Source organism: Aquitalea sp. FG25, assembly GCF_057809375.1.
Map to the genome: position 1 here is coordinate 12,669 of NZ_JBMDJV010000009.1, position 19,546 is coordinate 32,214.

The 19,546-nt window shown below is 59.9% G+C and carries 24 protein-coding genes and 1 other RNA gene; 16 read left to right on the top strand and 9 right to left on the bottom strand.

The window, feature by feature from the left end:
- Window positions 1-117 precede the first annotated feature (117 nt).
- Window positions 118-1,251: a hypothetical protein gene (locus tag ACODR9_RS09660; RefSeq protein WP_488809051.1), complete on the top strand. Its 1,134-nt coding sequence runs from the start codon at window positions 118-120 to the stop codon at window positions 1,249-1,251.
- On the opposite strand, the gene ACODR9_RS09665 is transcribed toward ACODR9_RS09660, so the two are convergent.
- The 4 genes from ACODR9_RS09665 to cobT all read right to left on the bottom strand — a co-directional run bounded on the left by ACODR9_RS09665 (window position 1,252) and on the right by cobT (window position 4,222).
- Complete coding sequence (locus tag ACODR9_RS09665) at window positions 1,252-1,731, bottom strand: GNAT family N-acetyltransferase (RefSeq protein WP_488809052.1); 480 nt, start codon at window positions 1,729-1,731, stop codon at window positions 1,252-1,254.
- 89 nt (window positions 1,732-1,820) lie between these two features.
- Window positions 1,821-2,582: an adenosylcobinamide-GDP ribazoletransferase gene (cobS, locus tag ACODR9_RS09670; protein WP_488809053.1), complete on the bottom strand. Its 762-nt coding sequence runs from the start codon at window positions 2,580-2,582 to the stop codon at window positions 1,821-1,823.
- Window positions 2,579-3,181 (bottom strand): histidine phosphatase family protein, encoded by a 603-nt coding sequence (locus ACODR9_RS09675; protein WP_488809054.1) that lies wholly within the window; start codon window positions 3,179-3,181, stop codon window positions 2,579-2,581. Before ACODR9_RS09675 ends, cobS begins: the two co-directional genes overlap by 4 nt.
- Before the next feature lie 6 nt (window positions 3,182-3,187).
- The gene (gene cobT, locus ACODR9_RS09680) at window positions 3,188-4,222 is read right to left on the bottom strand and encodes a nicotinate-nucleotide--dimethylbenzimidazole phosphoribosyltransferase (protein ID WP_488809055.1); all 1,035 of its coding nucleotides are present in this window, start codon (window positions 4,220-4,222) and stop codon (window positions 3,188-3,190) included.
- Window positions 4,223-4,473: 251 nt separating this feature from the next.
- Here cobT and cobU point away from each other — a divergent pair, with 251 nt between their 5' ends.
- The 5 genes from cobU (at window position 4,474) to ACODR9_RS09705 (ending at window position 6,549) form a co-directional block, all read left to right on the top strand.
- Window positions 4,474-4,998 carry a bifunctional adenosylcobinamide kinase/adenosylcobinamide-phosphate guanylyltransferase gene (gene cobU / locus ACODR9_RS09685; protein ID WP_488809056.1) on the top strand — a complete coding sequence of 175 codons (525 nt, stop codon included), beginning with the start codon at window positions 4,474-4,476 and terminating at the stop codon, window positions 4,996-4,998.
- Window positions 4,999-5,066: 68 nt separating this feature from the next.
- Window positions 5,067-5,330: a hypothetical protein gene (locus ACODR9_RS09690; RefSeq protein WP_488809057.1), complete on the top strand. Its 264-nt coding sequence runs from the start codon at window positions 5,067-5,069 to the stop codon at window positions 5,328-5,330.
- Window positions 5,327-5,638, top strand: a complete 312-nt coding sequence (locus tag ACODR9_RS09695; protein ID WP_488809058.1) for a cell division protein ZapA — start codon at window positions 5,327-5,329, stop codon at window positions 5,636-5,638. Before ACODR9_RS09690 ends, ACODR9_RS09695 begins: the two co-directional genes overlap by 4 nt.
- 43 nt (window positions 5,639-5,681) lie before the next feature.
- A non-coding RNA gene (gene ssrS / locus ACODR9_RS09700) (6S RNA) lies at window positions 5,682-5,864 on the top strand.
- Window positions 5,865-5,931: 67 nt separating this feature from the next.
- Complete coding sequence (locus ACODR9_RS09705) at window positions 5,932-6,549, top strand: 5-formyltetrahydrofolate cyclo-ligase (RefSeq protein ID WP_488809059.1); 618 nt, start codon at window positions 5,932-5,934, stop codon at window positions 6,547-6,549.
- On the opposite strand, the gene ACODR9_RS09710 is transcribed toward ACODR9_RS09705, so the two are convergent.
- A complete protein-coding gene (locus tag ACODR9_RS09710; protein WP_159874574.1) occupies window positions 6,546-6,695 on the bottom strand; it encodes a hypothetical protein in 150 nt (49 codons plus the stop codon). The genes ACODR9_RS09705 and ACODR9_RS09710 overlap by 4 nt on opposite strands.
- Before the next feature lie 129 nt (window positions 6,696-6,824).
- Between ACODR9_RS09710 and ACODR9_RS09715 the strand changes: the two genes are divergently transcribed.
- The 6 genes from ACODR9_RS09715 (at window position 6,825) to ACODR9_RS09740 (ending at window position 13,319) form a co-directional block, all read left to right on the top strand.
- On the top strand, window positions 6,825-7,283 hold the full coding sequence (locus ACODR9_RS09715; protein WP_488809060.1) for an EVE domain-containing protein: 459 nt from the start codon (window positions 6,825-6,827) through the stop codon (window positions 7,281-7,283).
- Window positions 7,284-7,334: 51 nt separating this feature from the next.
- The gene (gene pip / locus ACODR9_RS09720) at window positions 7,335-8,276 is read left to right on the top strand and encodes a prolyl aminopeptidase (protein ID WP_488809061.1); all 942 of its coding nucleotides are present in this window, start codon (window positions 7,335-7,337) and stop codon (window positions 8,274-8,276) included.
- A gap of 292 nt (window positions 8,277-8,568) precedes the next feature.
- On the top strand, window positions 8,569-11,187 hold the full coding sequence (gene leuS, locus ACODR9_RS09725; RefSeq protein ID WP_488809062.1) for a leucine--tRNA ligase: 2,619 nt from the start codon (window positions 8,569-8,571) through the stop codon (window positions 11,185-11,187).
- 107 nt (window positions 11,188-11,294) lie between these two features.
- Entirely contained in the window at window positions 11,295-11,855 is a 561-nt protein-coding gene (locus tag ACODR9_RS09730) for an LPS-assembly lipoprotein LptE (protein WP_488809063.1), read from the top strand.
- Window positions 11,836-12,840 (top strand): DNA polymerase III subunit delta, encoded by a 1,005-nt coding sequence (gene holA, locus ACODR9_RS09735; protein WP_488809064.1) that lies wholly within the window; start codon window positions 11,836-11,838, stop codon window positions 12,838-12,840. The genes ACODR9_RS09730 and holA overlap by 20 nt, the downstream gene beginning before the upstream one ends.
- A gap of 179 nt (window positions 12,841-13,019) precedes the next feature.
- On the top strand, window positions 13,020-13,319 hold the full coding sequence (locus tag ACODR9_RS09740) for a hypothetical protein (protein ID WP_488809065.1): 300 nt from the start codon (window positions 13,020-13,022) through the stop codon (window positions 13,317-13,319).
- A 66-nt stretch (window positions 13,320-13,385) separates the two neighbouring features.
- Here ACODR9_RS09740 and ACODR9_RS09745 read toward each other — a convergent pair whose 3' ends face one another.
- The gene (locus ACODR9_RS09745; protein WP_488809066.1) at window positions 13,386-14,162 is read right to left on the bottom strand and encodes a lytic transglycosylase domain-containing protein; all 777 of its coding nucleotides are present in this window, start codon (window positions 14,160-14,162) and stop codon (window positions 13,386-13,388) included.
- Between the two features lie 123 nt (window positions 14,163-14,285).
- Here ACODR9_RS09745 and ACODR9_RS09750 point away from each other — a divergent pair, with 123 nt between their 5' ends.
- The 3 genes from ACODR9_RS09750 to ahpF all read left to right on the top strand — a co-directional run bounded on the left by ACODR9_RS09750 (window position 14,286) and on the right by ahpF (window position 17,223).
- The gene (locus tag ACODR9_RS09750) at window positions 14,286-14,678 is read left to right on the top strand and encodes a YidB family protein (protein WP_488809067.1); all 393 of its coding nucleotides are present in this window, start codon (window positions 14,286-14,288) and stop codon (window positions 14,676-14,678) included.
- Between the two features lie 278 nt (window positions 14,679-14,956).
- Window positions 14,957-15,526 (top strand): alkyl hydroperoxide reductase subunit C, encoded by a 570-nt coding sequence (ahpC, locus tag ACODR9_RS09755; protein ID WP_045845828.1) that lies wholly within the window; start codon window positions 14,957-14,959, stop codon window positions 15,524-15,526.
- A 146-nt stretch (window positions 15,527-15,672) separates the two neighbouring features.
- Window positions 15,673-17,223, top strand: a complete 1,551-nt coding sequence (ahpF, locus tag ACODR9_RS09760) for an alkyl hydroperoxide reductase subunit F (RefSeq protein WP_488809068.1) — start codon at window positions 15,673-15,675, stop codon at window positions 17,221-17,223.
- Between the two features lie 87 nt (window positions 17,224-17,310).
- Here the strand turns inward: ahpF and ACODR9_RS09765 are convergent, their stop codons facing one another.
- Window positions 17,311-17,820: a YcnI family copper-binding membrane protein gene (locus ACODR9_RS09765; RefSeq protein ID WP_488809069.1), complete on the bottom strand. Its 510-nt coding sequence runs from the start codon at window positions 17,818-17,820 to the stop codon at window positions 17,311-17,313.
- 145 nt (window positions 17,821-17,965) lie between these two features.
- Between ACODR9_RS09765 and ACODR9_RS09770 the strand changes: the two genes are divergently transcribed.
- A complete protein-coding gene (locus tag ACODR9_RS09770) occupies window positions 17,966-18,415 on the top strand; it encodes a YiiD C-terminal domain-containing protein (RefSeq protein WP_488809070.1) in 450 nt (149 codons plus the stop codon).
- Between the two features lie 97 nt (window positions 18,416-18,512).
- On the opposite strand, the gene rlmH is transcribed toward ACODR9_RS09770, so the two are convergent.
- Window positions 18,513-18,983 (bottom strand): 23S rRNA (pseudouridine(1915)-N(3))-methyltransferase RlmH, encoded by a 471-nt coding sequence (rlmH, locus tag ACODR9_RS09775; RefSeq protein WP_488809071.1) that lies wholly within the window; start codon window positions 18,981-18,983, stop codon window positions 18,513-18,515.
- Between the two features lie 102 nt (window positions 18,984-19,085).
- The gene (gene rsfS / locus ACODR9_RS09780) at window positions 19,086-19,457 is read right to left on the bottom strand and encodes a ribosome silencing factor (RefSeq protein ID WP_488809072.1); all 372 of its coding nucleotides are present in this window, start codon (window positions 19,455-19,457) and stop codon (window positions 19,086-19,088) included.
- Window positions 19,458-19,546: the final 89 nt, after the last annotated feature.

The following is a 19,546-nucleotide window of genomic DNA, read 5'->3' on the forward strand; positions in this document are numbered from 1 at the left end:
GCGTTTTCCATGCCCAAGGTGGTGGCTGGCAGGCAGCAAGCAATCTGCCGTTTTTTGTGCTCTACTTGCAGCGCCATGCCATTGTGGTACGGCGCTGTTTTGCAAGAAGGAGAGAATATGATGCATCGCTTCAGTGGCTGGCTATTGCTGGCCCTTGCGCAGGGTGTGCTGGCTGCGCCACAGCTATTGCAGGGGAGGGTGGGTGCGGCAGCGGTGGTGATGGAGCTGGACATTGCGCAGGATGGCCAGGTGGAAGGGCGCTATTTCTATCGCAAGCATCACCGCGACCTTGCCCTTTCCGGCAAGCAGCAGGCCGATGGCAGCCTGCAACTGGGCGAAAACCTGCAGTACGACGAGCAGCGCAATGACATTACCCTGCGACCGCAAGGCAGTGGCTGGGCTGGCGAATGGCATGGCCCCAAGGCGAGCAAGACCGTTGCCATCAGCCTGACGCCCTATCCCCAGGCGCAGTGGCCGGTCAGCAGCGATGCGGCGCTGAATCCGGTACGCCAGCGTTCTGCATACGATTATGTGCGGCTGGTGGATCTGCCGCTCAAGGCTGGCAAGCGTGAGCGGGTGCAAGGCCACACCTTGCAATGGTGGGAAGAGCCGGTTAGCAAGATCCGTCTGTTCCGGGTGCAAGATGGCTATCCGGCCCCCAGCCTGCAGCGGCTTAATCAGGTGCTGGCCGAGCGTCAGTGGCAGGAAGTGGCCAGTTATTTTGACTGTCAGCTGGGTGGCACGCGCACGGCTGGAGCCGACTTCGAGCAGACGGTCACGCCCCATCTGCTGGGCAATAAGTTGTTTAGCGTAAGCATTTTCACCAGCTATTACTGCGGTGGGGCTCATCCGGATTTTGCCGACAATCCGCTGACGCTGGACGTGGCCAGCGGCAAGCAACTGCAACTGGAAGACTTGCTGTGGGTGGGCAAGGGCAAGCCGCAGCTGGCGCGCAAGGCTGGTGGCGAGCGAGCAGACTACCAGTACGAGGAGCAAGTACTGGCACCGTGGCTGAGCCGCACCATGACACGGCTGCATCCTGCGGATACCAAGCCGACACAGGACGAAGAGTGTGACTACCGCGATCCGCAGGTATGGCAGTTTGTCAGCTGGTATGCCACGCCACAGGGCCTGTATCTGGGCCCATCCTTTGCCCGGGTGGCACGTGCTTGCGAATATCCGGAATGGAGTGTGCTGCCCTGGAGTGTGGTCAAGCAGCATCCCGGCGCGCGGGCCGACCTGCTGCCCTGATCAGGCCGCAATCTGTGTGGTGGCGGGGCGGTTGCGACGACTAAATGGCCAACGCCACCCCGCAGCAGTGGCTGCATCGCGCTGCAGCTCCATATAGCGCTCGCCATGCTGCAAGGGCGTGAAGCCCAGTTGGCGGTAAAAACCACGGGCATCGCGTGAAACCAGCAAAAAACGGCGTAACTGCTGCAAGTGAGGATGGGCCAGGGCTGCCCGTATCATCGCCTGGCCCACCCCGTGGCCACGCCAGTCGGGTAGTACGAATACATCAGACAGATAGGCAAAGCTGGCGTAGTCGGTAATCACGCGGGCAAAACCGATCTGTCTGCCCTGATGATAGGCGGCGATAATCAGCGAATGCCGGATTGCTCGTTCCAGCAGGGCGGCATCCATGCCGTTGGCCCAATGCGCCCGGGTGGTGAGGAAGTCCAGAATCATGGCGTGGTCTAGCCGCGCCGGGTCGTGCGAGATATCCAGCTGCATGCGCGCATCTCCCTGTGCCGATGCCAGCAGTATCCGGCAGCGACATCACCAGACCATGACGGCAGAATGACAGGTCTTTTACCGCGCGCTCAGCGGTGAATGGGGAGCAAAAGCAGGCCCAGCAGCAAGATTTCGCAGATTTCGATACCCGCGCCCAGGCAATCGCCAGTCATGCCGCCCAGCTTGCGCTTGAGCCAGGTGCGCCACAGCAGGCCGGTCAGCGGGGCCAGCAATAGCGCTGGGGCCAGCCACCAGGACAGGCCAAGCAAAACCAGCAGGCTGATGGCCTGTACCTGCCATTGTGCTTGTCCGGCAAAGCGTGCGCCGCTGCCGGGTGCCAGTGCGGGCAGGGTGGCCGACCAGAACAGCGCAAACAGCCGCGCCCAGGCTGGTAGCAGCAGCAGGCCAGCCAGCTGTGCCGGCTGCTTGGCCAGCAGCATCAGCAAAACCAGCTTGCTGCAGATGGCGCAGACCAGCGCAATCACGCCAAAGCTGCCAACGTGTGGGTCTTTCAGTACCGCGAAAAAGCGCTCGCGCGAGTGGTGCGCGGCACCCATGGCATCACTCAGGTCGGCCAGGCCGTCCAGATGCAGGCCGCCGGTGACGGCAATCCACAGCAGCAGGCCGCCCAGTGCGCCCAGCCAGGGGTCGTGCTGGCTGCCCAGCCACACCACCAGCCAGAGCAGGCTGCCCAGCAACAGGCCAACCGGGGCAAACCAGCGCGCGCTGGCCGCCAGCCACTCCGGATGGAAGGTGCGCAGCTGCGGCGTGGGCAAGCGGGTAAGAAACTGGATAGCCAGAATCAGACTTTGCCACCAGCGAGCCGGGGGGATGGCGCTGGCCGGTTTCATGTTTCGCCGGGGCTTTCCAGATGCATCAGGTAGGCCGGGTGGCCTTCCAGAATGGACAGCTGGGCAAAGCCGCCGCGCTGCACCGTCATCAGCTTGGCCACGGCAAATTCGGTACCCAGCAGTTCGGCCAGCAAGGCAGTAATCACGCCGCCATGGCACACCAGTACCCGGTGGCTGCCGCGTGCGGTCTGAATCCACTCGCAGAAGCCCGTCAGCACGCGGGTGCGGAACACGGCATAGCTTTCACCGCCTGGCGGTATCAGTTCGCCAGCGGCTACACGGCGGCCCCAGTCCGGATGCTGACCGGACAGCACCTCGCGCGACATGCCGTCCCAGTCGCCAAAATTGAACTCAGCAAAACGCTCATCTACCTTCAGCGGTAAGGAACCATGCAGGGCCTGATGCACGGCAAACTCGCGGCAGCGTTGCAGCGGCGAGGTGGCCATGCTGGTAACCGGTGCCAACTGGTTCAGCTTGTGCCAGCTGCGGCTCATCTGCTCACAGCCCAGATCATTCAGCGGCAGGTCGGTGTGGCCGATCAGCCTGCCATCATGGTCGATCTCGCCGTGGCGCAGCAGGGTGAGCGTATAGGGGTGCATGCGTACTCAGTCCTTTTCGGTGACGCCGGCCTGGGCAAAGGTGGCCATTTCGGCGTGCAGCTTGATGGCCAGCTGCAGCAGCGGTACGCAGGTGGCGGCGCCAGAGCCTTCACCCAGGCGCATGCCCAGCGCTACCAGCGGGCTCAGTTGCAGCGCTTCCAGGGCCAGCTTGTGTCCGGTTTCTTCCGAGCAGTGGCTGGCCAGCAGCCAGGCTGCCACCGCCGGGTCGATAGCGCGGGCGGCCAGCGCGGCGGCACTGGCAATAAAGCCATCTACTAGCGATGGTACACCCAGTGCGGCACCTTCCAGATAAAAGCCAGCCATGGCGGCAATTTCCAGTCCGCCCAGCTCGGCCAGTACGGCGGTGCCATCCAGTTGCTTGTCCTGCAGACGGTCCAGCCCCTGTTGCACGGCACGGCGCTTGTTGATGAGTCCGGCATCATCAATGCCAGTGCCGCGACCGACAATATTGTCCACGCTGTAGCCTGCCAGGCGGCAAATCAGTGCTGCAGACGGGGTGGTGTTGCCAATGCCCATGTCGCCGGCAATCAGCAGATTGGCACCGTGTTCTACTGCACGGCGTGCCGCCGCGCGGCCCACTTCCAGGGCTGCTTCACACTGCTGCCGTGTCATGGCGGCTTCTACTGCCAGATTGGCGGTGCCAGCGGCAACCTTGGCCTGCACTATAGGCAGATCCGGTAGCGGGCTGAGCACGCCCGCATCCACCACTTCCAGCCGGGCGGCAATGGCACGTGCCAGCACACAGATGGCAGCACCGCCAGTGGCAAAGTTTTTTACCATCTCACCGGTGACGATGGATGGATAGGCAGAGACGCCTTCTGCCGTCACGCCGTGGTCGCCGGCAAATACGGTGATGGCCGCTTGCAGTGGGGAGGGAATGTGCTTGCCTTGCCAGGCGGCAAAGCGGCAGGCCACCGTTTCCAGCACGCCCAGGCTGCCGGCCGGTTTGGTCAGCGAATTCTGGCGTTGCAGGGCGGCTTCATGGAAAGCGTAGTCAGGAAGGGCGATGGCCTTGGTCATGATGCAATTTCTCTGGTTGGCGTGGACTAGAGCGGGACTCTAAGACATGGGGGGCTGCGCGGCAAGCTGAATGCCTGGTTGCTGTCGGCATTGCTTGTTGCATATCAAGACCGTTCTCGGCAAATACCCGTGTTTTCACTGCCGTGTGCCGTATAATCGCCGCCTTGGCTTGTTACTGAAGTAACAAGCCCGCATCTACATCATGTTTTGCCGGGACCGGCCATGTTCCGGCGTTCAGGAGCGCACCCTTCATGACCCACCTGATTACCGGCGCGGCCCGCTCTGGCAAAAGCCGTTATGCCGAGCAGTTGGCCATCAAACATGATGGCCCGGTTTGCTATGTTGCTACCGCTGAAATCCGGGATGCTGAATTTGCCGAGCGAGTACGCCAGCACCGCCTGCAGCGGCCATCGCACTGGCAGGTGCTAGAGGCCGAGCGCGGCCTGGCCGAGCTGATTCTGGGACGGGATCAGGAAGACGGCTTGCTGCTGGTGGACTGCCTGGGCATGTGGCTGATGCGTTTTTTCCGCAGTGACGACCAGTTCGATGAAATGGATTTCGTGCAGGAACGGCAATGGCTGCTGGAGGCTATCGATGCAGTACAGGGCCAGTTATTGCTGGTGAGCAATGAAATCGGCTGGGGCGTGATGCCGATGAGCCGTGTGGCGCGGCAGTATGGTGACCTGCTGGGCCGGTTGAACCAGGATATTGCCGCCCATTGCCAGCATGTGACGCTGATCGCCTGCGGCTTGCCACTGGTACTCAAGAGCACATGATGCCGATGGTTTTCCTGCTGTCGGCCGGGATGGTGTGCCATGTCGGACACAGCAAGACATAGTCTGGTTTGACGCTGGACTGGCTGGCCGTTATCCTCGCCGCCATGGACAAGGAACTGGAATACCTCGAATCCCGCGTGCAGGCCCTGATCGCCCGCATCAAGGAGCTGGAAACCCAGAACGGCCGTTTTGCCCAAGCGCTGGCTGAAGCGCTGAAGGAAAACGCCGAGCTGAATTTCCGCGTGAACGAAACACGCAGCCGCGTGGCGGCGCTGGTGGAACGTCTGCCCAAGGCAGATGAGACGGAGCAGGCTGAAGGAGAAGCGGAATGAGCGATATCGTGCAGGTCGACATTGAACTTCTCGGCCGCCATTTCACCATCGGCACACCCACGGACGAGCGTGAAACACTGCTTGAGGCTGTCCGGCTGCTGCAAGGCAAGGTCGATATGATCCAGCAGCATGGCAAGGTGATGGATGCCGACAAGATCGCCATCATGGCCGCGCTGAACATTGCCCATGATTTATTACGCACCAAAGTGGGAGAGGGCTTGGAAATGGCCTCGTTCCAGCGTAAAATACGCAACATGAGCGAAGCCGCCGATACGGCGCTACGCGAAAGCCAGCAAGCCCTGTTCTGATTTCTGATTACCAAACAGGAACTGGCTAACACCCAGATCAGCTTATCCCCTGCGGTGTTCGTGAAGGCAAACAATTCCTTTGTACCAATGCGTTCGCTTTTGGTCGCCAGCGTGAGTCACGGGTGTGTCGCGTCCCTTGTGGATGCGCCCGAAGTGGCTGGCAGGTGGCCCTCCCTGGAAACAGGGTACAAGCGAATTATGCCCAAACGACACTCGCGGGGGTCTCCCTTCCACGACCCGGCGCATTCTGCTCCGGGTCGTTTTCATTTGTCGTTAATTGTCAGGCGCGCGCCATGCCAACTCCAGACACTGCCATCACCGACAAGATCGCCCTGCGCAAAGCCATCCGCCGTCAACGCATGGCTTTGACGCCAGCGTATCGGTCGCAGGCCATGCGTGCCGTTGCCCGCCACGCCAGCCGGCTGCTGCGGCGGGGGCGGCGTATCGGTGGCTATCTGGCAGCCGGTTCGGAGCTGGATGTGGAAATTCTGCTCAGCACGGCCTTGCAGCGTGGTGCCAGCGTGTGGCTGCCGCAGATCCCGGCGCGAGGGCGGCGCATGTGGTTCTCCCGCTTGACGGGCAGCGGACACTGGTACCGGCATGCACGCTACGGCATCGTGGAGTTTGATGGCCCCTGCTTGCGGGCAGAAAAACTGGATGTGCTGCTAGTGCCATTGCTGGCGGTGGATGCCGAGGGCTACCGCATGGGCCAAGGCGGCGGATTTTACGATAGCAGCCTGGGTTTTCGTCAGCGTCAGCGCCGCTATGGCAAACCGTTGCTGGTGGGGGTGGCCTATGATTGTCAGCGCGTGGCAGCTGTGCCGCGTGAGCCTTGGGATGTACGGCTGGATTATTTGCTGACCGAAACGGGTTTACACCGCTTCGGTCCACTGGCAGACAGACAGTGTTAATGATCCCAGTGGTGGCCGTGGCCTTCGCCGGGAACCACCACCATGGGCACGAAAACTTCCGGCCCTCGGTAGCCGCCACGTGGCGGAACGATGACACAGGCGCTCAGGGCGCTGGCCAGTAGTACTCCAATCAACAGGCTTTTCATGTTTGTTCTCCCAACTGCAAGGGCTGTCTGGCCCGGATGTTTATCTTGCCTTCAGGATAATCCAGCCTGGTCGTTGTAAGATGCCGTAAATTGTTAAGCCAACCTTCTATTCATTAACAGACATTTCCTATGCGCTATTGGCTGATGAAGTCCGAGCCGGATGAAACCTCGATTGATGACCTGATGGCAGCTCCTGCACGTGCATTCGAATGGACTGGCGTGCGCAATTACCAGGCCCGCAATTTCATGCGCGATGATATGCAGCCAGGTGATGGTGTGCTGTTCTGGCACTCCGGTTGTGCCGAGGCAGGCATTGCCGGGCTGGCGGTGGTGGCTGGGATGGCCCATGCCGACTCCAGCCAGTTTGACCCACAAAGCCCTTATTTTGATGCAAAAGCCACGGCAGATGCGCCGCGCTGGCAATGTGTAGACGTCCGTTTTGTCCGCAAGACGCCTTTACTGACACCGGCATTGCTGCGCCAGCATCCCGTGCTGGAGCAGATGTTGGTGCTTAGGCGTGGGAACCGCCTGTCCATTACCCCGGTCACTCAGACTGAATGGGACTACATCACCAGCCAGCTGTGTTGAACGGCGGCGTTCTTCAGCTTGTTACTATCCGTCAGCCGCGCAAGGAACAGGATGCTCTATCCCCCGTTAATGCCGTTTGCCAGTGGCATGTTGCCGCTGGACGGCCTGCATCAGATGTACTGGGAGCAATGCGGTGCGCCAGATGGCCAGCCGGTACTGTATCTGCATGGCGGCCCCGGCGATGGTTGCGCCCCGGCCAGTCGGCAGCTGTTTGATCCCGGCTTCTACCGGGCCGTGTTGTTTGACCAGCGCGGCAGTGGCCGTTCGGTACCGCGTGGTGAGCTGCGCGACAACACCACCTTGCATCTGATCGACGATATCGAACGCCTGCGTCTGCATCTGGGCATAGAACGCTGGCTGGTGTTTGGTGGTTCTTGGGGCAGTACGCTGGCGCTGGCCTATGCCCAGGCCCATCCGCACCGCGTGCAGGGGCTGATTCTGCGCGGCATATTTCTGGGGCGGCAGAGCGAAATCGACTGGTTCATGCATGGGATGGGACAGTTTTATCCTGAAGAATGGCAGCGCTTTGTCTCTCCCATTCCACCGGCGGAGCGGCAGGATCTACTGCAGGCGTATTACCGGCGGCTGTGTGACCCGGACCCGGCAGTGCATCTGCCGGTGTGTCGTAGCTGGGGCCGCTACGAGGCGGCATGCGTGGCCATCCGGCAGAATCCCGAGGCTATTACCAGAGCTAGCAGTGAGTATGTTTCCCTGTCGCTGGCACGGCTGGAAGCACATTATTTCGTGCACCGTATTTTCCTGCCCGAGGGGCAGTTATTGCAGCAGCTAGACCGAATTCGCCACCTGCCGGCTGTCATTGTGCAAGGGCGGTACGATCTGGTCTGCCCACCGGTCACTGCTTGCGAACTGGCCCGGCACTGGCCAGAGGCAGATTTCCAGCTGGTGGAAATGGCCGGCCACTCCCTGTGGGAAGGTGGCATCTTGCAGTTGCTGATGCAGCAGCTGGAGTTCTTCAAGTACCGCCTGACTTGAGTGCATATCGGCACGGCCACAGTAAATTGATGAAAACATTGTCTGCCGCTGTGTTCGAAACCGGCGCTGCCGCTACCATCTAGCTGCCGGGGCAGTTACCTTCCATGACGCGCCAGGGTGTTTCAGCCTGCTGACGGCAAGCTTTTGTTTTTGCGCGGCTCTTATCGGCAGGGCCCTCTGGCCGCTATAATGGGCCGATTGAATTTGCGACGGACTGCCCAAGCTGCCCTGCCAGGCGGGGACTTGGGCAGTCCGCCCTTTTGTTTTCAAGCCATTCCAGACAAAGATCACCATGCAAGAAATTTATAGCCCGCGCGAAGTCGAAGCCGCCGCGCAACAGAAATGGCACCGCACCGCCGCCTTCAAGGCCGTGGAAGACGCCAGCCGCCCCAAGTACTACGCCTTGTCGATGTTCCCCTATCCGTCCGGCAAGCTGCACATGGGCCATGTGCGCAACTACACCATCACCGACGTGCTGGCCCGCTTCAAGCGCCTGCAGGGCTTTAACGTATTGCAACCGATGGGCTGGGACGCCTTTGGCCTGCCGGCAGAAAACGCCGCGATGAAAAACGGCGGCGCACCGGCTGCCTGGACCTACGCCAACATCGAGTACATGAAGACCCAGCTGGACAGCCTGGGCTTTGCCCTGGACTGGGAGCGCGAGCTGGCCACCTGCAAGCCCGACTACTACCGCTGGGAGCAGTGGCTGTTTACCCGCCTGTTTGAAAAAGGCGTGATCTACAAGAAAAATGGCGTGGTGAACTGGGACCCGGTGGACCAGACCGTGCTGGCCAACGAACAAGTGGTGGATGGCCGAGGCTGGCGCTCCGGTGCCGTGGTGGAAAAGCGCGAAATCCCGATGTACTACTTCGCCATCACCAAGTACGCCGACGAACTGCTCACCAGCCTGGATTCGCTGGATGGCTGGCCGGAACAGGTCAAGACCATGCAGAGAAACTGGATCGGCAAGAGCCACGGTTCCGACGTGGTATTTGCCTACGACCAGGACAGCATCGGTCACGACGGCCAACTGAAGGTGTACACCACCCGTCCGGACACCCTGATGGGCGCAACTTACGTTGCCGTGGCAGCGGAACATCCGCTGGCTACCCAGGCGGCAGCCAATAATCCGGCGCTGCAGGCTTTCATTGCCGAATGCAAGGCAGGCTCCGTGGCCGAGGCCGACGTGGCCAAGATGGAAAAGAAGGGCATGGACACCGGCCTGTTCGTCATCCATCCGCTCACCGGTGCCAAGCTACCGGTATGGGTAGCCAACTATGTGCTGTGGGGTTACGGCGAAGGCGCGGTGATGGCTGTACCGGCGCATGACGAGCGCGACTTTGAATTTGCCAACAAATACAGCCTGCCGCTGCTGCAAGTGTATGCCAAGGTGGCTGGCGACAATGATTTCGATGCCAGCAACTGGCAAGACTGGTATGCCGCCAAGGACGACAGCGTACGCACCGTCAATAGCGGCAAGTACGACGGTAAATCCTTCAGCGAGGCGTTTGACGCCATCGTCGGCGATCTGGAAGCCAAAGCCGCCGGTCAGAAGAAAACCCAGTACCGCCTGCGCGACTGGGGTATCTCCCGCCAGCGTTACTGGGGCTGCCCGATCCCCATCATCCATTGCCCGACTTGCGGTGACGTGCCGGTGCCGGAAAAAGACCTGCCAGTGGTACTGCCGGAAAACGTGATTCCGGATGGCGCTGGCTCGCCGCTGGCCAAGATGCCGGAATTCTACGCAACCAGCTGCCCCAAGTGTGGCGGTGCCGCCAAGCGCGAAACCGACACCATGGACACCTTTGTGGAATCCAGCTGGTACTACGCCCGTTACGCCAGCCCCAAGTGTGATACCGCCATGCTGGATAAGGCGGCAGCCGACTACTGGCTGCAAGTGGACCAATACGTGGGTGGCATCGAACACGCCATCCTGCACCTGTTGTACGCGCGCTTCTTCCACAAGCTGATGCGCGACGAAGGCCTGGTGTCCAGCGACGAGCCGTTCAAGAGCCTGCTGACCCAGGGCATGGTGATTTGCGAAACCTTCTACCGCGACCTGCCCAATGGCAGCAAAGACTGGATCGCCCCGCAAGACGTGGTGCTGGAACGTGATGGCAAGGGCAAGATTACCGGTGCAACCCATCGCGTGGATGGCCTGCCGGTGGTGGTGGGCGGCGTGGAAAAAATGTCCAAGTCCAAGAACAACGGCGTGGACCCGCAGGAATTCATCGAGAAATACGGTGCCGATACCGCGCGCCTGTTCATGATGTTTGCCGCCCCGCCGGAGCAAAGCCTGGAATGGTCTGACGCTGGTGTGGAAGGTGCCTTCCGCTTCCTCAAGCGCCTGTGGAAACTGGCCAAGGAACATGCCGACGCTGGTGTGGTGGCCGCCTATGCCGGTGGCGAACTGAATGCCAGCCAGAAGGAACTGCGCTTCAAGCTGCACAGCACCATCCAGAAAGTGGCCGATGACTATGGCCGTCGCCAGCAGTTCAACACTGCCATCGCCGCAGTGATGGAACTGCTGAACACCTACGACAAGACCGACCGCAGCGATGCCGCTGGCCGTGCCGTGGCACAGGAAGTGCTGGAAAGCGTCACCCTGCTGCTGTCGCCCATCGTGCCGCACATTACCGACGCCATCTGGGCGGTATTGCAGCCGGGCAGCGAACTGCTGGCCCAGGCCTGGCCGAAGGTGGACGAGGCTGCGCTGGTGAAGAGCGAAATCGAAATGATGGTGCAGGTGGCCGGCAAGCTGCGTGGCAGCATCACCGTGGCTGCTGATGCCGCCAAGGATGTGATTGAAGCCGCCGCGCTGGCCCATGAAAACGTGCAGAAGTTCATGGAAGGCAAACCGGCCAAGAAGATCATCGTGGTGCCGGGTCGTCTGGTGAACATCGTCGTGTAAACCCCTGCCCGCCCTGCGATGGGGCGGGCTAGCAATCCTGCCGGTCAGCTTTTCCTCCCCCTTGCCGTGGGGCAGGGTCTGACCGGCTCCTGTTACGGAGAACAGGCATGAACCGAATCCTGCACGGGCTGGCACTTGTCAGCGTAGTGTTCCTGCTCAGCGCTTGCGGTTTTCATCTGAAGGGGATGGGTGGCAACAGTCGGCCACTGCCTTTCAGCAGCGTATACGTGGAAGGCGGCAGCAATCCGCTGGGTCCCATCTTGAATGAAACACTGACACGCAATGAAAAGCTGGTGGTGCTGACCTCGCCGAAACAGGCAGAGGCCGTCGTCAGCGTGCTGGGTGAAAGCCAGTCCAAGGAAGTTTCCACCATCAACAGCGGTGGCAAGGTCAACGAGTACCTGCTGACCTACAACGCAACAATACGCACCGTGCTGGGTGGTATGCCGATGGAGCCGGATATGGTCGTAACGGTACGTCGCTACATGAATTATTCCGATAGCGACGTGCTGGGCAAGGAGCAGGAAGAAGCCTTGCTGTGGAAAGATATCCGCCAGGATGCCGCCGAGCAGGTTGTACGCCGGTTGGCCTATCTGCAGCGTCCGGTGCAATCTGGCAAATCCGGCCCGCAAAGCCTGAAGCCTGCCAATGCCCAGCCTAAACCCTGATGCGCTGGATGCGGTGCTGGCCAAGGGCCTGGCACCGCTTTACCTGATTCATGGCGAGGAAACCCTGCTGGCGCTGGAAGCCGCTGACAAGCTGCGCAAGCAGGCGGCTGCACAGGGCTATCAGGAGCGGGAAGTCCTGACGGTCGAGTCAGGATTTGACTGGTCCCAGCTGCGTGATGCCATGAGCAGCGTGTCGCTGTTTGCCAGCCTCAAGCTGCTGGAGATCCGCATTCCAGGCGGCAAGCCCGGTACAGAGGGCGCAGAAGCACTGCAACAGCTGGCAGCTGCACCGCCGGACGACACCATCACTCTGATTACTTTGCCTCGGCTGGAAAAGACCCAGCTGCAGTCCAAGTGGTTTGTTGCACTGGAAAAGGTCGCCGTGGTGGTGGAAGCCAAGCCGGTTGGCCGTCACGAACTGGCCGGCTGGATTGCCCGGCGCATGAAGCAGCAACAGCAGCAGTTGTCGCCGGAGGCGCTGAGCTTTTTTGCCGATCGGGTGGAAGGCAATTTGCTGGCTGCCCGGCAGGAGGTGGACAAGCTGGCCTTGCTGTATCCGGCAGGTGAGTTGACGCTGGAGCAACTGCGCGAGGCCGTGGCCAATGTCGCCCGTTTCGATGTATTCCATCTGTCCGAATCCTGGCTGTCAGGTGATAGCGCACGGGTGCAGCGCATGCTGGATGGACTGCTGGCCGAAGGTGAATCGCCGGTACTGGTGCTGTGGTCGTTTACCGAAGATGTCCGCATGTTGCTGCGCTTGCGACAAGGATTGAAAGACGGGCGGCAACTGCGGGATCTGGCGCGTGAGCTGCGGCTATGGGGTGACAAACAGCGGCTGGCTGAACCGGCACTGCGCCGGATCGGGCCGCGTAAACTGATGACGGCGCTGTCCGAATGCGCGCGGATTGATCAGCAGATCAAGGGGGTGGCTCTGGGAGACCCCTGGCATGCTTTGCGTGGTTTGGCGATGTTGTTAGCCGCGTGATGTAGAAAAAATACAGGTATTTCAAACGGTCAGCTTGAGCTGGCCGTTTTTTTTTAAATATATGCTGGGGTTTTCTGTTTTTGTTTAAATTTCTTTTAATAAAGTATTGAGATTGACAGAGTGCTACCCTATGATAAGCACGAGTTAATACATTTTAAACAATAAAGAAAAAACAGTATATGGTGCAAAACGAGGGTATCAGCGCAGTCGCAGAGGGTGTAGAGCACCGAACACGCAGCAAGGTTGTCCTGGTTGAAATCATTCATCAAACGCTGGATGTGCTGCTGACCGCAGAAGAGGCGCGGCTGGTGCACTGGGATGGCCGCATCCTGCGCATTCACAAGCTTACATCCCGCAAGGCCAACCAGATTCTGCATGCACCAGACGCTTATCCGGGATTTTTGGGCGTGTTTGATCACCGTGCCCGCTACCGGGATCTGGCCGAGCCCTTGGGTGACATTCTGGGCGTGCAACTGTAAATCCTGATGCGTGCAACAGCAAAAGGCCTTCAGCAGAAGGCCTTTGTCATGGGCTGGGCGGCGTGGTTACAGCACCGCTGCTGGGGATGTGCTGAGGCTGTCAGGGAGAATCATGGCCTTGAGACGGCGTGTGCCACGTGGATTGCCGATATAGACCTGTCCGGTACGCTTTTCGTAGGAGGCCAGCACCTTGGCCACGTAGTCACGGGTTTCGTCGTAGGGCGGGATGGTATTGCGATACTTCTGTACCGCCCCTTCGCCAGCATTGTAGGCGGCAATCACCAGTGGCAAATCGTTGTTGAATTGGCCTAGCAGAAAACGCAGATAGCGCGCCCCGGCGCGCAGGTTTTGCCTGGGATCGGCCAGCGATGTCACGCCAAAGCGCTCACCCGTAGCCGGAATCACCTGCATCAAACCGATGGCACCTTTGGGGGAAATGGCCTGCGGATTGTAGCCGGACTCTACCGCGACGATGGAATGCAACAGATCAGCATCCAGCTTGAATTCGCGCGCGGTCTGGTCCACCAGCGGCTTGTACTGGGCAGCAAGACGGCTGTTGACCACGGGAACACTCGCTGGCTTCAGTTTGTCCACCCGCTGTGCAGTCTGGCGGCGGTCGCTGCTCAAGGTTGCATCCAGTCCGGGGGGGATGGCATCGTCCAGCGCTGCATGATTGCCCGTGCCCGACCGCATGCTCTTTTGATAGAGCTGATAGCGTTCGTCCACCTGACGGTTAGCCAGATGAACCTGGCCTTGTTCATCCACAAAACCATAAAGATCAGCGTGTACGCTATTGGCAACCAGGCTGGCCAGCAAGGCCATGGCGGCAAGAAATAATCGCATGTGGCGGGGGTGTACCGGTAAGGTTTGGTAAAGAGCGCGCTATTGTACTGATTTTTCTATGCTATTTTGCAAGAAAGCTTCCTTGACGACATTTTAAACCGATTTGATGTGAAAGGACGAAACATGAGCTTGTTTGATCAGCTGGGTGGTTTGCTGGGCGGTGAAAGCGCTGGGGTGAGCGGTGCGGTTGGCGCGTTGTTGGAGCAACATGGCGGGGTATCCGGTCTGCTGGAAAAGTTTAACAGCGCAGGGATGAGCGAGCTGGTGTCCTCCTGGGTGGGAAGCGGCAGCAATTTGCCGGTATCGGCCGAGCAGATCCAGCAATTGCTGGGCGGAGAGCAGCTTGGTGCGCTGGCAGAGAAGTTTGGTCTGGATCCGCAGCAACTGAGCCAGGGCCTGGCAGATTACCTGCCGCAAGCCGTAGACAAGCTGACCCCGGATGGCCAGTTGCCGCAAGGTGGTGATCTGCTGTCGCAGGGGCTGGGCATGTTGCAGGGCTTTTTCAACAAAAGCTGAATAAATCATGGTGCCATCACCCAAAAGCCGCCTGTGTGGGCGGCTTTTTGCTGTGTGGGCGGTGGTATCGCGGCAACAATTAAGATAATTCAGCAGCCAAAACACAGGATTCTTTTAGCCAAAAAGATTTCTCCTGAATCCTGGTGATAGGGAAATTCTATTTTTCGCATTTAAACAATCAAGTGGATCAATTGATTCGCCCCGCATAAGATAGCCTCCATCAGATCGCTAACGCAGCTAGCTGCAGCAAATTCACACTCACCTGTAAGGAGCAACACATGTCCGTATCGCTGATCAATACCGAAGTAAAACCGTTCAAGGCAACCGCTTTTCACAATGGCAAATTCATCGACGTCAGCGATGCCGACCTGAAAGGCAAGTGGTCGGTGGTGTTCTTCTACCCGGCTGACTTCACCTTCGTCTGCCCGACCGAACTGGGTGACCTGGCTGACAACTACGCTGAATTCTCCAAGCTGGGCGTGGAAATCTACTCTGTTTCCACCGACACCCACTTCACCCACAAAGCCTGGCACGACAGCTCGGAAACCATCGGCAAGATCAACTACCCGATGATTGGCGACCCGACCGGCATCATCAGCCGCAACTTCGGCGTGATGATTGAAGAAGCTGGTCTGGCTGAACGCGGCACCTTCGTGATCGATCCGCAAGGCAAGATCCAGATCATCGAAATCAACGCCGGTGGTATTGGCCGTGACGCCAGCGAACTGCTGCGCAAGGTGAAGGCGGCCCAGTACGTGGCCAGCCACCCGGGTGAAGTCTGCCCGGCCAAGTGGAAAGAAGGCGAAGCGACGCTGGCTCCGTCACTGGACCTGGTTGGCAAGATCTAAACCACACCCTGGTGCTGCAGCGCAGGCCTGCGCTGCAGCCCGACGGGGCGGTCGTCTCCTGATCGCCCCTTTCCCTACCACCCGATTGCAGCGGCAAGCTGTTGGCAGCCATCAGCTTGCCAGTGCAATTGCCTGAGGACATTCCCATGCTCGACACCACCATCAAGACCCAACTGACCGCTTACCTGGAAAAACTGCAACAGCCAATCGAACTGATTGCCAGCCTGGATGACAGCGCCAAAGCGCAGGAAATGTTCAGCCTGCTGCAAGACATCGCCAGCCTGTCGCCCAAGGTGGCGCTAAACAGCAATGGCCAGGCCGCGCGTCGCCCGTCCTTTGCCATCGCCCGTCCGGGTGAAGCTGGCCGTATCGAGTTTGCCGGTATCCCGATGGGCCACGAATTCACCTCGCTGGTGCTGGCCCTGCTGCAAACCGGTGGCCATCCGCCCAAGGTGGACGAGGACACCATCGCCCAGATTCGCAGCCTGCAAGGCAGCTACCAGTTTGAAGTGTTTGTCTCGCTCAGCTGCCACAACTGCCCGGACGTAGTACAAGCCGTCAACCTGATGGCGGTGCTCAACCCCAATGTGCGTAGCGTGATGATTGATGGTGGCGTGTTCCAGCAGGAAGTCACCGACCGCCAGATCATGGGTGTACCGGCCATTTATCTGAATGGCGAACAGTTTGGCAGTGGCCGCATGGGCCTGGAAGAAATCATCGCCAAGCTGGATACCGGCGCCGTGGCGCGGGAAGCCGAGAAGATTGCCGCCAAAGAGCCGTTTGATGTGCTGATCGTCGGTGGTGGTCCGGCTGGTGCCGCTGCCGCCATCTATGCAGCGCGCAAGGGCATCCGTACCGGTGTGGTGGCCGAGCGTTTTGGTGGCCAGGTGCTGGATACGCTGGCGATTGAAAACTTCATCTCGGTGCAGGAAACCGAAGGGCCGAAGCTGGCCATGGCGCTGGAACAGCACGTCAAATCCTACGATGTGGACGTGATGAACCTGCAACGCGCTGCCGCTCTCAAACCGGCGCAAAACGGCCAGTTGGCTGAGGTAACGCTGGAAAGCGGTGCCGTGCTCAAGAGCAAGGCGGTGATCATCGCCACCGGTGCGCGCTGGCGCGAAATGAATGTGCCGGGCGAAGCCGAATACCGCGCCAAGGGTGTGGCCTATTGCCCGCATTGCGATGGCCCGTTGTTCAAGGGCAAGCGCGTGGCGGTGATTGGTGGTGGTAACTCCGGTGTGGAAGCTGCTATCGATCTGGCCGGCATTGTCACCCATGTCACCCTGCTGGAGTTCGGTGACAGCCTGCGCGCCGATGCGGTACTGCAGAAGAAGCTGCACAGCCTGCCCAATGTGCGCGTCATCACCAATGCCCAGACCACCGAAGTGACTGGTGATGGCCAGAAGGTGAATGGCCTGAGCTATCAGGAGCGCATTACCGGGGAAACCCACCATGTGGCGCTGGAAGGCATCTTTGTACAGATTGGCCTGCTGCCCAATACCGACTGGCTGAAAGACAGTATCGCGCTGTCCTCGCGTGGCGAAATCGCAGTGGATGCCAAGGGGCAAACCTCTGGCGAGGGCGTGTTTGCTGCTGGCGATGCCACCACGGCACCCTACAAGCAGATCATCATCGCCATGGGCGAAGGCGCCAAGGCCAGCCTGGCTGCTTTTGATTACCTGATCCGCAGTTAAGCCCGGCCTTGTCCAGACAACAACCCCCTTGCATCAGCCATGGTGCAAGGGGGTTTTGTCATCAGCATGGCGCAGACGCACACGGCCTCAATGCTGGTGGGCTTCACCCGGTGCCGTCACCTGCAACACGGCGGCGGGGGACTTCAGGCTGTGGGCATCCTGACCGGCAGCCGGAATCTCCACCCAGTTGGTGCTGCCCTGCGCGCATTGCTGCTTTACCTTGAAGAACAGCTTGCCCGGTTGGGCGGCAATACGTACCTGGAAAGTGAATTCGTCGTAAAAATCAGCCGGCAGATTGCCACCACTCCAACTGATGCGGCTGACATCTTCCTTCATCACGGTGCCGTAGTAGTCGAAGGGCGTGACCGCGCTCTTTCCCACGCGCACCTGCCAGCCAGCCTTGGGCATGGGGTGGGCCAGCTGTGCGCCTGCCGGCAGTTCCACACTGATGCCGGTGGTGGGGCTGCCATCGCAGCCATGGCCCACTTTCAGCACGGCCTTGTAATAGCTGCCGCTGGCGGTGGTCGGAGTTTCCAGCGTGACGTGTGCTTGTGCAGTGGCAGCCAGCAGCAGGGTGAGAAGGGCGAGCTTTTGCATATTGTTTTCCTGAATGAGAACGGTTATCAGCAGTGGATTGTATGTGAAGTTTTCAACATCACCCTGCGACATGTTGTCGCAGCGACTGCTGCCGCTCCGGGCTGGCTGTGGCATGCTGGAGCCTCATTGCAGCAAAGGAGTTGTCGTGCAGCATTACCAGGACATCGAGGATTATCTGTATCAGGCCATCCCGCTGGCACAGGCCATGGGGGTGAAAGTACGTCATGCGGCAGAGGATGCCGTTACGCTGTGGGCGCCGCTGGAGCCGAACATCAACCATTGCGCCACCATCTTTGGTGGCAGTGCCGCCGCGGTGGCCACGCTGGCGGGCTGGCTGCTGGTGTATCGCAAGTTGCAGGCGCTGGGGGTACGTGGGCAGGTGATGGTGCGACGCAGTCAGATGGATTACCAGAAAGCCATGCACGGCGCGTTCACTGCCAGCACCTTGCGGGTGGCAGACACGGTCTGGCAGCGTATGGCGGCTACATTGGCCAAGGGCCGTATGGCACGGCTACAACTGGCGGTGGAGCTGGAGTGTGGCGGAGTGATCGTCGGTCGGCTGGATGGCGAATTCGTGGTGCTGCCGCCCAACTGAGTGCAGTACATAAGGCATCCGGAACCGCTAACAAAACCTCGTAGAGAAGCCGTGCCAAGGCGGCGCAATGCTGGTGCGGGGGTGTTGTTATCGGGTCTTATTCGCGATGATAGGGGTGATTGTTGAGGATGGAGTAGGCGCGGTAAATCTGCTCGCCCAGCATCACCCGCACCATGCCGTGCGGCAGGGTCATGGCGGATAGTTGCAGCAGCACGTCGGCACGTTGCTTGAGCTCGGCAGACAGGCCATCGGCACCGCCGATGATGAAACAGACATCATCGCCACCGGCCATCCATTCCTTCAGCCCGGCAGCCAGGCGGACCGAGGTCCAGTTCTGGCCGCGCTCATCCATTACCACCAGTTTGCAGCGGGCGGGGATGGCTGCCATCAGCCGTTCGTGCTCGGCGGCAATGCCTTTTTCCGTGGTGACGCCACCGCCGCGTTTTTCCGGCTTGATCTCTTTGAGTTCCAGACTGATGTCGCGGCCAAAGCGCTTGGCGTAGTCGTGATAGGCGTCGTCAACCCAGCGTGGCATCTTGGTACCAACGGCGAGAATGGTGATTTTCATGGCAGGGGTCTGGCAGGGCGGGGCAGGGGGCTGCAGTCGCAGGAAAGGCCGTGACAGCTTGCCTGGCCGGCATGCTGTCACGCACAGATCAGGCTTGGCTGATCAGGAGTTGGCTTGCCACGGGCGACCGCCAACCGGGGTAAAGCTGGGCTTCTGGCCGCCCCACAGTTGTTCCAGATCGTAGTAGTCGCGCACCGCAGGCAGCATGACGTGAATCACCACGTCGCCTGCATCCACCAGCACCCATTCGCCGCTTTCGTGGCCTTCGGTGCCGACCAGATCAACACCGGCTTCTTTCAGGGTCACGGCCACGTTGTTGGCCAGTGCTTTTACCTGACGATTGGAGTCGCCGGTTGCCACGATCATGCGCTGGAACAGCGAAGTCAGTGCGGAGGTATCCATTTCGATAATGTCTTTGCCCTTGATGTCTTCCAGGGCGGTGACTGCCAGTTTGACAATGTCTTGAACTTCCATGATGTCCTTTTGATGTCAGTAGTGATACATGGCGGCATCCGGGCGGCCAGAGGTATCCGGTAAAGAGCGCTTGCCACAACCTGTGGCAA

Excerpts from the sequence above, each read along its gene's own strand:
- ACODR9_RS09730 (WP_488809063.1), top strand. The coding sequence starts at position 11,295 with ATGAACCGAATCCTGCACGGGCTGGCACTTGTCAGCGTAGTGTTCCTG.
- ahpF (WP_488809068.1), top strand. The coding sequence starts at position 15,673 with ATGCTCGACACCACCATCAAGACCCAACTGACCGCTTACCTGGAAAAA.
- ACODR9_RS09665 (WP_488809052.1), bottom strand. The coding sequence starts at position 1,731 with ATGCAGCTGGATATCTCGCACGACCCGGCGCGGCTAGACCACGCCATG.
- ACODR9_RS09765 (WP_488809069.1), bottom strand. The coding sequence starts at position 17,820 with ATGCAAAAGCTCGCCCTTCTCACCCTGCTGCTGGCTGCCACTGCACAA.
- cobS (WP_488809053.1), bottom strand. The coding sequence starts at position 2,582 with ATGAAACCGGCCAGCGCCATCCCCCCGGCTCGCTGGTGGCAAAGTCTG.
- ACODR9_RS09710 (WP_159874574.1), bottom strand. The coding sequence starts at position 6,695 with ATGAAAAGCCTGTTGATTGGAGTACTACTGGCCAGCGCCCTGAGCGCC.
- ACODR9_RS09740 (WP_488809065.1), top strand. The coding sequence starts at position 13,020 with ATGGTGCAAAACGAGGGTATCAGCGCAGTCGCAGAGGGTGTAGAGCAC.
- rsfS (WP_488809072.1), bottom strand. The coding sequence starts at position 19,457 with ATGGAAGTTCAAGACATTGTCAAACTGGCAGTCACCGCCCTGGAAGAC.
- ACODR9_RS09660 (WP_488809051.1), top strand. The coding sequence starts at position 118 with ATGATGCATCGCTTCAGTGGCTGGCTATTGCTGGCCCTTGCGCAGGGT.
- ahpC (WP_045845828.1), top strand. The coding sequence starts at position 14,957 with ATGTCCGTATCGCTGATCAATACCGAAGTAAAACCGTTCAAGGCAACC.
- ACODR9_RS09705 (WP_488809059.1), top strand. The coding sequence starts at position 5,932 with ATGCCAACTCCAGACACTGCCATCACCGACAAGATCGCCCTGCGCAAA.
- ACODR9_RS09695 (WP_488809058.1), top strand. The coding sequence starts at position 5,327 with ATGAGCGATATCGTGCAGGTCGACATTGAACTTCTCGGCCGCCATTTC.
- cobU (WP_488809056.1), top strand. The coding sequence starts at position 4,474 with ATGACCCACCTGATTACCGGCGCGGCCCGCTCTGGCAAAAGCCGTTAT.
- rlmH (WP_488809071.1), bottom strand. The coding sequence starts at position 18,983 with ATGAAAATCACCATTCTCGCCGTTGGTACCAAGATGCCACGCTGGGTT.
- pip (WP_488809061.1), top strand. The coding sequence starts at position 7,335 with ATGCTCTATCCCCCGTTAATGCCGTTTGCCAGTGGCATGTTGCCGCTG.
- leuS (WP_488809062.1), top strand. The coding sequence starts at position 8,569 with ATGCAAGAAATTTATAGCCCGCGCGAAGTCGAAGCCGCCGCGCAACAG.
- ACODR9_RS09745 (WP_488809066.1), bottom strand. The coding sequence starts at position 14,162 with ATGCGATTATTTCTTGCCGCCATGGCCTTGCTGGCCAGCCTGGTTGCC.
- holA (WP_488809064.1), top strand. The coding sequence starts at position 11,836 with ATGCCCAGCCTAAACCCTGATGCGCTGGATGCGGTGCTGGCCAAGGGC.
- ACODR9_RS09715 (WP_488809060.1), top strand. The coding sequence starts at position 6,825 with ATGCGCTATTGGCTGATGAAGTCCGAGCCGGATGAAACCTCGATTGAT.
- ACODR9_RS09675 (WP_488809054.1), bottom strand. The coding sequence starts at position 3,181 with ATGCACCCCTATACGCTCACCCTGCTGCGCCACGGCGAGATCGACCAT.
- ACODR9_RS09750 (WP_488809067.1), top strand. The coding sequence starts at position 14,286 with ATGAGCTTGTTTGATCAGCTGGGTGGTTTGCTGGGCGGTGAAAGCGCT.
- cobT (WP_488809055.1), bottom strand. The coding sequence starts at position 4,222 with ATGACCAAGGCCATCGCCCTTCCTGACTACGCTTTCCATGAAGCCGCC.